At 71.5% G+C, this 12019-nt stretch carries 7 protein-coding genes and 1 tRNA gene; 6 read left to right on the forward strand and 2 right to left on the reverse strand.

What is annotated here, in order from left to right:
* Positions 1–74 precede the first annotated feature (74 nt).
* From leuA to AC07FJ_RS03785, 4 genes are all read left to right on the forward strand, one after another.
* Positions 75–1823, forward strand: coding sequence for a 2-isopropylmalate synthase (gene leuA / locus AC07FJ_RS03770; RefSeq protein WP_479045293.1), 1749 nt, complete (start codon positions 75–77; stop codon positions 1821–1823).
* Positions 1824–1901: 78 nt separating this feature from the next.
* Positions 1902–4385: an aminopeptidase N gene (gene pepN / locus AC07FJ_RS03775; RefSeq protein WP_479044854.1), complete on the forward strand. Its 2484-nt coding sequence runs from the start codon at positions 1902–1904 to the stop codon at positions 4383–4385.
* A gap of 108 nt (positions 4386–4493) precedes the next feature.
* Positions 4494–5975, forward strand: a complete 1482-nt coding sequence (locus AC07FJ_RS03780) for a pyridoxal phosphate-dependent decarboxylase family protein (protein ID WP_479044856.1) — start codon at positions 4494–4496, stop codon at positions 5973–5975.
* Entirely contained in the window at positions 5972–7342 is a 1371-nt protein-coding gene (locus tag AC07FJ_RS03785) for a lysine N(6)-hydroxylase/L-ornithine N(5)-oxygenase family protein (protein ID WP_479044858.1), read from the forward strand. Before AC07FJ_RS03780 ends, AC07FJ_RS03785 begins: the two co-directional genes overlap by 4 nt.
* A gap of 218 nt (positions 7343–7560) precedes the next feature.
* Here AC07FJ_RS03785 and AC07FJ_RS03790 read toward each other — a convergent pair whose 3' ends face one another.
* Complete coding sequence (locus AC07FJ_RS03790; RefSeq protein ID WP_479044860.1) at positions 7561–9366, reverse strand: bifunctional metallophosphatase/5'-nucleotidase; 1806 nt, start codon at positions 9364–9366, stop codon at positions 7561–7563.
* A 112-nt stretch (positions 9367–9478) separates the two neighbouring features.
* Between AC07FJ_RS03790 and AC07FJ_RS03795 the strand changes: the two genes are divergently transcribed.
* On the forward strand, positions 9479–10177 hold the full coding sequence (locus tag AC07FJ_RS03795) for an SIMPL domain-containing protein (RefSeq protein WP_479044863.1): 699 nt from the start codon (positions 9479–9481) through the stop codon (positions 10175–10177).
* Between the two features lie 132 nt (positions 10178–10309).
* Positions 10310–11737, forward strand: coding sequence for a pyruvate kinase (gene pyk / locus AC07FJ_RS03800; RefSeq protein ID WP_479044864.1), 1428 nt, complete (start codon positions 10310–10312; stop codon positions 11735–11737).
* A 194-nt stretch (positions 11738–11931) separates the two neighbouring features.
* Here the strand turns inward: pyk and AC07FJ_RS03805 are convergent.
* Positions 11932–12004: transfer RNA gene (locus AC07FJ_RS03805), tRNA-Leu, on the reverse strand.
* Positions 12005–12019: the final 15 nt, after the last annotated feature.

Raw genomic sequence — 12019 nt, forward strand, 5'->3', positions numbered from 1 at the left:
CCGGCATCACTGGCATCACCGGCACCACGGAAAAGGACACCGCCCCCGCCTGGAACCCGCAGCGCGGCGGCACCATGCCGAGCCACCGCTACCGCCCCGCCCACTCCCGCGTCCCCCTCCCCGCCCTCACGGACCGCACCTGGCCCTCCCGCACCATCGACCGCGCCCCCCTCTGGGTCCCCGTCGACCTGCGCGACGGCAACCAGGCGCTGGCCGAACCCATGGACACCGCGCGCAAGCGCCGCATGTTCGACCTCCAGGTCGCCATGGGCTTCAAGGAGATCGAGGTCGCCTACCCCTCCGCCAGCCGCACCGACTTCGACTTCGTACGCCACCTCGCGCAGAGCGACGCCGTACCCGACGACGTCACCGTCGTCGTCTTCACCCCCGCCCGCCCCGACCTCATCGAGCGCACCTTCCAGGCCATCGACGGCCTGCCCCGCACCGTCGTCCACCTCTACACCGCCACCGCACCCGTCTGGCGCGACATCGTCCTCGGCCGGAGCCGCGACGAGATCCACGCCCTCGTACGCGACGCCGCCACGCTCATCGCCAAGCTCGCCGACGCCCGCCCCGGCCAGGACATCCGCTTCCAGTACTCACCCGAGGTCTTCAACGCCACCGAGCCCGACTACATCCTCGAACTCTGCGACGACCTCACCGGTCCCACCCTCTGGGACGCCTCACCCGACCGCCCCGTCACCCTGAACCTCCCCGCCACCGTCGAGATCGCCACCCCCAACGTGTACGCCGACCAGATCGAGTACACCCACCGCAACCTGGCGCGGCGCGACGCCGTCATCCTCTCCGTCCACCCCCACAACGACCGCGGCACCGGCGTCGCCTGCGCCGAACTCGCCCTCCTCGCCGGAGCCCAACGCGTCGAAGGCTGCCTCTTCGGCAACGGCGAACGCACCGGCAACGTCGACCTGATCACCCTCGCCCTCAACCTGCACACCCAGGGCGTCGACCCCCTGCTCGACCTCTCCGACATCGACGCCGTCCGCCGCACCGTCGAACACTGCAACCGCCTGCCCGTCCACGAACGCCACCCCTACGCCGGGGACCTCGTCCACACCGCCTTCTCCGGCACCCACCAGGACGCCATCAAGAAGGGCCTCGCCCACCACGCGGCCCGCGCCGCCGCCCTCGGCGTCCCGCCGGAGCAGGCCCCCTGGGAGGTCCCGTACCTGCCCATCGACCCCGCCGACATCGGCCGCGACTACGAAGCCGTCATCCGCGTCAACAGCCAGTCCGGCAAGGGCGGCATCGCCTACCTCCTCCACACGGCGTACGGGCTCGACCTGCCCCGCCGCCTCCAGATCGACTTCTCCCGCGTCGTCCAGCACGCCACCGACGACAGCGGTGAGGAGGTCACCGCCCCGCAGCTGTGGGACCTCTTCCACGCCACCTACCTCGCCCCGTACGAGCACGGCCCGCTGACCCCCGCCACCTGGCACACCACCGAAAACGCCCCCGGCCACCACACCTTCCACGCCACCCTCCCGGGCGGCCGCGAGGTGAGCGGCACCGGCAACGGCCCGCTCGCCGCGCTCACCGACGCCCTCGCCACCGCCGGGACCCCCGTCGACATCCGCCACTACGCCGAACACGCCACCGGCACCGGCCCCGACAGCCCCGCCGTCGCCTACGCCGAGTGCCGCATCGGCGACACCACCCTGTGGGGCGTGGGCCGGGACACCTCCGTGCTCACCGCCTCCGTACGCGCCGTCATCGCGGCGGCACACCGCGCCCACGCGGTGCACGAGACCGCCACCGTCACCACCGACGTCACCGCCACCGCCGTCACCCCGACCGCCTGAGGACCCCTGGGCTCGGGTCCGCTCAGCCCTGAGATGAACTCGCGTGTCCGGCCTTCAACCATCGGGCAGCATGGGCCCATGCCCGCACTGACGCGCGACGAAGCGCAGACCCGAGCCCGGTTCCTCGACGTCCAGCGGTACACGATCGACCTGGACCTCACCACCGGCGACGAGACCTTCGACTCCACCACCGTCATCCGGTTCACCGCCCGCACCCACGGCGACACCTTCGTCGAGCTCAAGCCCGCCACCCTCCGGGCCCTCACCCTCGACGGGAAGCCCCTCGACCCCGGGGCACTCGACGACAACCGCTACCCCCTCACCCTGACCGAGGGCCCGCACGAGCTCCGCGTCGACGCCACCATGCGCTACTCGCGCACCGGCGAGGGCATGCACCGCTTCACCGACCCCACCGACGGCGAGACCTACACCTACACCCAGCTGTTCCTCGAAGACGTCCAGCGCGTCTTCGCCGCCTTCGACCAGCCCGACCTCAAGGCCGTCTTCGAGGTGACCGTCACCGCGCCCGACCACTGGACCGTCCTCGCCAACGGCATCACCACCCGCCAGGCCGACGGCCGCTGGCAGACCGCCCCCACCCCCCTCATCTCCACCTACCTCGTCGCCGTCGCCGCCGGCCCCTGGCACTCCATCCGCACCGAACACGCCGGACTGCCCTTCGGCATCCACTGCCGCCGCTCCCTCGCCCCCCACCTCGACGCCGACGCCGACGAGATCCTCGACGTCACCCGGCAGTGCTTCGACCGGTACCACGAGAAGTTCGAGGAGCCGTACCCCTTCGACTCGTACGACCAGGCCTTCGTGCCCGAGTTCAACGCGGGCGCCATGGAGAACCCGGGCCTCGTCATCTTCCGCGACGAGTTCGTCTACCGCTCCGCCGTCACCGTCACCGAACGCCAGACCCGCGCCATGGTCATCTCCCACGAGATGGCCCACATGTGGTTCGGCGACCTCGTCACCCTCAAGTGGTGGGACGACATCTGGCTGAACGAGTCCTTCGCCGAGTACATGGGCTACCAGACCGTCAACGAGGCCACCACCCGCTACCCCGACACGTGGATCGAGTTCGGCGTCGTACGCAAGGCCTGGGGCTACGACGCCGACCAGCGGCCCTCCTCCCACCCCGTCGCCCCCGACGCCGACGCCGTCCCCGACATCGCCTCCGCGATGCTCAACTTCGACGGCATCTCGTACGCCAAGGGCGCCTCCGCACTGCGGCAGCTCGTCGCCTGGATGGGCGAGAAGGACTTCCTCGCCGGCATCAACGCCCACTTCGCCCGCCACAAGTTCTCCAACGCCACCCTCGCCGACTTCATCGACAACCTCGCCTCCGTGACCGACCGCGACGTCCACGGCTGGGCCGAGACATGGCTGCGCACCGCCGGCGTCGACACCCTCACCCCCGCCTACGACCCGGCCACCGGCACCCTCGCCGTCGAGCGGACCGGCAGCCGCCCGCACCGCGTCACCGCCGGCCTGTACGACCGCGAACTCGCCGACGGCAACCGGCTGGTGCTGCGCGACCGCATCGAGATCGACGTCCCCCAGGAAGCCCCGGCGCACATCCCCGGCCCCCGACCCGCGCTCATCGTCCTCAACGACGGCGACCACACCTACGCCAAGGTCCGCCTCGACGAGCACTCCGAGGAACCCGCCTTCCGCAACCTCTCCGGCATCCCCGACGCCCTCACCCGCGCCGTCGTGTGGAACTCCCTGCGGGACATGGTCCGCGACGGCGAACTCGCCCCCGCCGCCTATCTGGAGACCGCCCGCGCCCACCTCCCCGAGGAGAAGGACCTCGCCATCGTCCAGGGCGTCCTCGGCTTCGCCGCCACCCACATCGCCGACCGGTACGTCCTCCCCGAGGCCCGGCCCGACGCCCTCGACCTGCTCACCGACCTCACCCGCGACCTCATCCGCCGCACCGAGGACGGCACCGACCCGGGCCTCCGCCTCACCGCCGTACGCCACCGCATCGACACCGCCCAGCGCCCCGGCACCCTCCAGGGCTGGCTCGACGAAGGCGCCGTTCCCGGCGGCCCCGACCTCGACCCCGAGCTCCGCTGGCGCATCCTGACCCGCCTCGCCGTCCTCGGCGCCACCGACGAGGACGCCATCGCCGCCGAGCTGGACCGCGACCCCAGCGCCACCGGCCAGGAAGGCGCCGCCCGCTGCCGCGCCGCACTCCCGAGCCCCGAGGCCAAGGCGGCCGCCTGGGAGCGGATGTTCGCCTCCGACACCCTCTCCAACTACCTCTTCACCGCCACCGCGAAGGGCTTCTGGCAGCCCGAACAGGCCGAGCTCGTACGGGAGTACGTGCCCCGGTTCTACCCCGACGCCATCGCCCTCGCCGACCGCCGCGGCCCCGCCATCGCCGAGGCCGCCGGCCGCTACGCCTTCCCGGCCCACGCGGTCGACGCCGAGAACCTGCGCCTCGGCGAGGAGACCCTGGCGACCGGCACCATGATCCCGGCCCTGCGCCGCCAGCTCGCTGACCAGCTCGACGACCTGCGCCGCGCACTCCGCGTCCGGGAGGCATAGCAGCAGCGGGACCCGGCGGCGCACCTCTCGCCGAAGGCGTCCCACTTTCGGGTTGAGATCGCCCCGCACCGGTACCCACCCGGTGCGGCGGCGGTCCACGCTGGCCCCATGAGCACCCCGTCCCTCGCCGGAGGTCCCGCAGGCCCCGACGCGCTGCGCCCCCTCGTCGACACCGTGCTCGACGCCCTCCACACCGGCACCACAGCCCGCGGCGGCCCCCTACCCCCCGGCGGCCCGGCCGCGGTGACGGCCCATCTCTACGAGACCCTGACGGGGCAGGAGCCCGCCCCCTCAAACGCCCGCCCGGAGCGCCCCACCGGGGCCGCCGTCCCGGCAGGTGCCGCACCCGCCCGCCCCGGCACCGACGCCCTCATCCCGCCCACCGGCACCGGCCCCCACGAAGCCCTCCGGACCCTCACCCACGCCCTCGCCTACGGCGCCGCCGACCCCGCGCACCCCCACTGCGCCGCGCACCTGCACACACCACCGCTCGCCCTCGCCGTCGCCGCCGACCTGGCCGCCGCCGCCCTCAACCCATCCCTCGACTCCTGGGACCAGGCCCCCGCCGCCTCCGCCCTCGAAGAGCTCGTCACCCACGCCCTCGCCACCGAGGTCCACCCCACCGGACCCGCCCCCGACGCGCTCGTCACCACCGGCGGCACCGAAGCCAACCAACTCGCCCTCCTCCTCGCCCGCGAACGCCACGGCGCCTTCGGCGCCACCGTGCAAACCGTCTGCGGCGCCAACGCCCACCACTCCCTCCACCGCGCCACCTGGCTCCTCGGCATGCCCGAGCCCGTCACCGTCCCCGCACCCGACGGCACCCTCGACCTCACCGCCCTCGACGCCGTCCTCACCGGGCTGCGCGGCCCCGTCCTCGTCGCCGCCACCGCCGGCACCACCGACACCGGCCGCATCGACCCCCTCCCCGAGATCGCCGACCTCTGCGACACCCACGGCGCCGACCTCCACATCGACGCCGCCTACGGCGGCCCGCTGCTCTTCAGCGACACCCGCCGCCACCTCCTGCGCGGCCTCGACCGCGCCACCACCGTCACCCTCGACCTGCACAAACTGGGCTGGCAACCCCTCGCCGCCGGCCTCCTCGCCGTACCCGACCGCGCCCTCCTGCGGCCCCTCGCCCACACCGCCGAGTACCTCAACCCCGACGACGACACCGAAGCCGGCCTGCCCGACCTCCTCGGCCGCTCCCCGCGCACCAGCCGCCGCCCCGACATCCTCAAGATCGCCGTCACCCTCCGCGCCCTCGGCCGCAGCGGACTCGGCACCCTCGTCGACCAGGTCTGCGCCGCCGCCCAGCACCTCGCCGACCTCGTCGAGAAGAACCCCGCCCTGGAGCTCTACGAACGCCCCACCCTCTCCACCGTCCTCTTCCGCCCCACCGGCGCCCCCCACACCACCGTCGCCGCCATCCGCCGCACCCTCCTCACCGAAGGCCGCGCCGTCCTCGGCCGCGCCCGCACCGCCGACGGGCGCCTCTGGCTCAAAGCCACCCTCCTCAACCCCCACGCCACACCCGACGACCTGGCCCACCTCCTCACCCTCGTGGAAGGCAGCACCACCCGATGACCGAACACCCCCACACCACCGATCACCCCCACGACCTGGTGGGCATCGGCATCGGCCCCTTCAACCTCTCCCTCGCCGCCCTCGCCCACGGCGTCCCCGGCGGCCTCGCCACCGCCTTCTACGAACAGCGCCCCGCCTTCCACTGGCACCCCGGCCTCCTCATCGAGGGCGCCACCCTCCAAGTCCCCTTCCTCGCCGACCTCGTCACCCTCGCCGACCCCACCAGCCCGTGGACGTTCCTCAACTACCTCCGCAGCCGCGAACGGCTCTACCCCTTCTACTTCTCCGAGCGCTTCCACATCCACCGCGCCGAATACGACGCGTACTGCCGCTGGGTCAGCGACCACCTCCCCGGACTCCACTTCGGCCACAAGGTCGACGCCGTCCGCTGGAACCCCGACCGCGACGTCTTCGAAGTCGACTACACCCAGCTCGACGCCGACGGCGGGGCACAGGAACCCGGCCGCACCCACACCCGCCACCTCGCCGTCGGCATCGGCACCGAGCCCTACATCCCCGAACCCCTCCGGCCCCTCGCCGCCGCAGCCACCGTCCCCGTCCTCCACTCCGCCGACTACCTCCACCACCGCGACCGCCTCATCGCCGCCGAACACGTCACCGTCATCGGCTCCGGCCAGTCCGGCGCCGAGATCTTCCTCGACCTCCTGCGCGCCCGCCCCACCGGCGCCGAAAAGATCCACTGGCTCGCCCGCACCGAGGCCTTCGCCCCCATGGAGTACTCCAAACTCGGCCTGGAGCACTTCACCCCCGACTACACCCGCTACTTCCACGCCCTGCCCGAACACGTCCGCAACGACCTCGTCCCCCGCCAGTGGCAGCTCCACAAAGGCATCGACACCGACACCATCGCCGCCATCCACGACGAGCTCTACCGCCGCACCCTCCACGGCGGCTGGCCCGACGCCGTCCTCACCCCCGGCGTCCGCGTCCGCACCGCCGGACGCCTCGCCACCACCAAGGTCGAACTGCACGTCGAACACATCCAGCAGGGCACCCGCGACCGCATCGTCACCGACGCCGTCGTCCTCGCCACCGGCTACCGCCAACGCCCCCTCCACGGCGTCCTCGCCGGCCTCGACCCCTACCTCCGCCGCGACTCCGCCGAACGCCCCCGCATCGACGACCAGTACCGCCTCGTCCTCGACCCCTGCGTCACCGGCGCCGTCTACGTACAGAACGCCGAAACCCACACCCACGGCGTCGGCGCGCCCGACCTCGGCCTCGCGGCCTGGCGCGCCGCCACCATCCTCAACTCACTCACCGGCAAGGAGCCCTACCCGCTGCCGAGCCGGACGGCGTTCACCACCTTCGGCCTCCCGGGGCTCCCGCACCAGCGCAGCCGCTAGGGGGTGTCTTGCCGATCTTGCCGGGCTCGCGACGCCTGGCACCGCTCCCCCAGAGCTTCGCCTGGGGGTGCCCCCACGCCGCGTTGTCGTCGGTCGCCAATGGCCCCCGTAGCCCTGCGGGCACGGGGGTGCCCCCACCGCAGTGGCTCCCTCCTCCGCCTTGCGATCCACGGCACCAGACGCCGCTCCCTGATCCGGCCTGATCGACAAGACACCCCCTAGAACACCGGGACACCCTCCCGCGTCAGCCTCCACCCCACCGAGGCGAAGGCCGCCGGGTCGATCGCCCCCTTCGCCTCCACCCACCGGATGATCGTCGTACGGATCTCCTCCGAGTTCGACCACACCTGCTTCGCCGCCGCCACGTGCGGGAACGCCCCACCGCCACTCGCACGGTAGTTGTTCACCGCCAGCACGAACCGCGCCGCCGGATCCAGGGGCTTCCCCTCGAACGACAGGTTCACGATCCGCGAACCCACCGGCCGCGCGATGTCGATCTCGTACGTCAGCCCGTACACGGCGTCGTAGTTGTAGTCCGGCGTACCCTCCGCGTTCGTCAGCTTCGCCGTGTCCACCGGCGCCCCCGGCGCGGTCCGGACGTAGTACTTCGCCGAGTACTCCAGGTACTCCTTCAGCTGCGCACCCGTCAGCACCCGCGCCTCCAGCGTGTTCTCGAACGGATACAGCCCCGCCGCGTCCCGGATCGTCACCTGCCCCGCCGGGATCCGCGCCGTACGCGAGAAGCACGACGCCTGCGACAGCACCGGCAGCGCCGCGTACTCCCCGCCCGCCAGCGCCGCCCGCACCGTCTCCGCCTGGACGTGGTTGATCAGATCGATGATCGGCTCGTCCTTCCACGGCGCCTCCGCCGTGGACATCGCCACCGGTGACGTACCGATCACCTGGTTGACGTACGCCATCACCTTCGCGTGCTCGTCACCGAGCAGCTTCACGATCTCCGGGTCCTCCTCGGCCGTGTTCGAGTTGAGCACCGAGGCACCGACCTTCTCCACCACCCAGCGGCCCCTGCGCCACACCACCTCGAAGTCGAACAGCGTCAGCCGCTGCCCCCACTTCAACGGCTCGGACAGCACGACGTCCTTGCCCGTCTCCTTGTTCCGCACCCGGTACTCCGGGATCTCCGTGTGCGCGTGCCCCACCAGGATCGCGTCGATCCCCGGCACCTGCTCGGCCACCAGCGCCGCCGCGTTCTCGATGTACGGCAGCTGGTCCCCGTACGACGACGTCCCGCTCGACCCCGAGTGCGCCGACACGATCACCACGTCCGCACCCATCGCCCGCAGCTTCGGCACCCACTTCGCCGCCTGCTCCTCCAGCCCCGGGAAGACCATCTTGCCGCTGACGTTCGCCTTGTCCCAGATCGCGATCCCCGGGTTCGTCAGCCCCAGCACCGCCACCCGCACATCCCGCCCGCACGGCGTACGCAGCCGGTGCACGCTGTACGGCGGGAACGCCGGCCGCAGCGTCTTCGCGTCCAGCGCGTTCGCACCCAGCAGCGGGAAGTCGCACTGCTCCTGGAACTTCCGCAGCACCGGTATGCCGTAGTTGAACTCGTGGTTGCCGAGCGCCGCGGCGTCGTACCCGATCGCGTTCATCGCCTGCGCCATCGGGTGGACCGGGCCCCGCTCGGCCGTGATCGGATCCACCTTGGCGTAGTAGTACGCCAGCTGCGTGCCCTGAATCGTGTCGCCCGCGTCGATGAGCAGCGTGTTCCGCCGCCCCTTCGCCTCCCGGACCTGCTCGACCAGCGTGGAGATCTTCGCCAGACCGACGTCGTTGTGCGCCTTGTCGTCGAACTCCTTGTCGGTGAAGTAGTCCCAGTTGAAGACGTTCCCGTGCAGGTCGGTGGTCCCCATGACGGTGAAGGAGTACCGCTTGTCCTTCCCGGCCTTCCCGCCCGCCTCGTCCCGCGCCACGGCCGGGCCCGCGACCGACCCCGCCAAGGCCACACCGGCACCGGCGGCGGCCGACCGCTCCAGGAAGGTCCTACGGTTCAGCGGCATGTGATCTCCTTCGATTCGCAGTGCACAACGCGCGTAGATTCTGACGCACGGCAGCCCCCGGAAACAGGCCCCACCAGGTTTCGATCCGGTGACCAGGAGGAAATGACGGGCCATGACCAGCGACCTGCCGTACGGCACCGCCGAAGCCCCCCGCGTCGCCGTACGCGGCGAAGCCCGCCTCGAAGTCGACCCCGAAATCGCCCGCATCGGCATCTCCGTCGGCGCACGCGGCACCGACCGCCGCAGCGCCCTCGACGACCTCACCCGCCGCAACGCCGCCGTCCTCGACCTCGTCAAGTCCTACGGCGACGCCGTCGAAAAACTGGAGACCGGCGCCTTCTCCATCAGCCCCGAGCTCACCAAACGCGGCAAGGGCGAACGCGTCCGCGCCTACCACGGACGCGTCCACCTCACCGCCGAACTCACCGACTTCACCGCCCTCGGCGAACTCACCACCCGCCTCGCCGACCTGGAACTCACCCGCGTCGACGGCCCCTGGTGGGCCCTGCGCCCCGACTCCCCGGCCCACGGCGCCGCCCGCCGCCAAGCCGTCAAGGAAGCCGTCCAACGCGCCCGCGAATACGCCGACGCCCTCGGCACCCGCCTCGCCGCCCTCGTCGAACTCGCCGACCTCGGCGCCGAGAACGCCCCCTCCTACCCCCTGCGGCCCAACGCCCCCGGCGGATCACCCCGCATGGCCTTCGCCGCCGAAGCCACCGAGATGGCACCGGCCCTCGACCTCGAACCCCAGCGCCAGACCGTCACCGCTCAGGTGAACGCCCGCTTCACCATGCACCCGCCCGCCCTGTAGCGCTCACGCCCGGCGCTCATCAGAGCACCCCTGCGCACAATTCAACACTTGTCAATAGCCCTTCATGCAAAGGTTGTTGAGTCGTCATGCGGGACCAATTCTCTACCCGCCGGTAGGCCCTAGGGTCGAACCATGCGCCGAGCAAAAATCGTCTGTACCCTGGGGCCCGCCACCGACACATACGACCAGATCAAGACACTGGTCGAGGCCGGAATGGACGTCGCCCGCCTCAACCTCAGCCACGGCTCCTACGCCGAACACGAGGAGCGCTACGCGCACGTACGCAAAGCCTCCGACGAAACCGGCCGCAGCGTCGGCGTCCTCGCCGACCTTCAAGGCCCGAAGATCCGGCTCGGACGCTTCCGCGAAGGCCCCGTACTCCTTGAACGCGGCGACGCCTTCACCATCACCGTCGAACCCGTCGAAGGCGACCGCCACACCTGCGGCACCACCTACGAAGGCCTCGCCGACGACGTCACCCCCGGCGAGCGCATCCTCGTCGACGACGGCCGCGTCGCCCTCGAAGTCACCTCCGTCGACGGCCCCCGCGTCCACACCACCGTCACCGAAGGCGGCATGGTCTCCGACAACAAGGGCCTCAACCTCCCCGGCGTCGCCGTCTCCGTCCCCGCCCTCTCCGCCAAGGACGTCGAAGACCTCCGCTGGGCCCTGCGCACCGGCGCCGACGTCATCGCCCTCTCCTTCGTACGCAGCGGACGCGACATCGAGGACGTCCACCGCGTCATGGACGAGGAGGGCCGCCGCGTCCCCGTCATCGCCAAGATCGAAAAGCCCCAGGCCGTCGAGAACATCGACGACATCGTCGCCGCCTTCGACGGCATCATGGTCGCCCGCGGCGACCTCGGCGTGGAGATGCCGCTGGAGCAGGTACCCATCGTGCAGAAGCGCGCCGTCAAGCTCGCCAAGCGCAACGCCAAGCCGGTCATCGTCGCCACCCAGATGCTCGACTCGATGATCGAGAACTCCCGCCCCACCCGCGCCGAGGCCAGCGACGTCGCCAACGCCGTCATCGACGGCACCGACGCCGTCATGCTCTCCGGCGAGACCAGCGTCGGCCGCTACCCCATCGAGACCGTCCGCACCATGAGCCGCATCGTCGAGGCGGCCGAGGAGGACATCCTCGCCAAGGGCCTGACCCCCCTCACCGAGCGCAACAAGCCCCGCACCCAAGGCGGCGCCGTCGCCCGCGCGGCCGCCGAGATCGGCGACTTCCTCGACGCCAAGTACCTCGTCGCCTTCACCCAGTCCGGCGACACGGTCAAGCGCCTCTCCCGCTACCGCTCCCCGATCCCGCTCCTCGCCTTCACCCCGGACCCGGCCACCCGCTCCCAGCTGAACCTCACCTGGGGCGTCGAGACCTTCCTCGGCCCGCACGTCGAGTCCACGGACGCGATGGTCGCCCAGGTCGACGAGCAGCTCACCAAGATCGGCCGCTGCCGCAAGGGCGACCTGGTCGTGATCACCGCCGGCTCCCCGCCGGGCGTCCCGGGCTCCACGAACCTGGTCCGCGTCCACCGCATCGGCGACCGGGTGGCGTAGCCCCGGCTCATGTCAGTACTTCGGCCCGACATGGGCGTCCACGAGCGCGACGGACGCCCGTCGGGCGACGGAGATGGTGGAGGGGTTGCCTGCAGCGGGCGCGATGCCTCGGCCGGGGCGAGACGCGAGGGAATTCGATCGCGCTATCGAGAGCTACGCCACTGGGCGGCCGACCATGGAATCAAAAGCATTTGTACCCCGGGTGGGATTCGAACCCACGCTGGATGGTGTTTGAGACCACTGCCTCTACCGCTGGGCTACCGGGGTATCCTTCGAATCGAA

This window comes from Streptomyces sp. NPDC045998, from assembly GCF_056430285.1.

Coding starts and splice junctions, on each gene's coding strand:
- AC07FJ_RS03780 (WP_479044856.1), top strand. CDS start 4,494: ATGAGCACCCCGTCCCTCGCCGGAGGTCCCGCAGGCCCCGACGCGCTG.
- pepN (WP_479044854.1), top strand. CDS start 1,902: ATGCCCGCACTGACGCGCGACGAAGCGCAGACCCGAGCCCGGTTCCTC.
- AC07FJ_RS03790 (WP_479044860.1), bottom strand. CDS start 9,366: ATGCCGCTGAACCGTAGGACCTTCCTGGAGCGGTCGGCCGCCGCCGGT.
- AC07FJ_RS03795 (WP_479044863.1), top strand. CDS start 9,479: ATGACCAGCGACCTGCCGTACGGCACCGCCGAAGCCCCCCGCGTCGCC.
- leuA (WP_479045293.1), top strand. CDS start 75: ATGCCGAGCCACCGCTACCGCCCCGCCCACTCCCGCGTCCCCCTCCCC.
- AC07FJ_RS03785 (WP_479044858.1), top strand. CDS start 5,972: ATGACCGAACACCCCCACACCACCGATCACCCCCACGACCTGGTGGGC.
- pyk (WP_479044864.1), top strand. CDS start 10,310: ATGCGCCGAGCAAAAATCGTCTGTACCCTGGGGCCCGCCACCGACACA.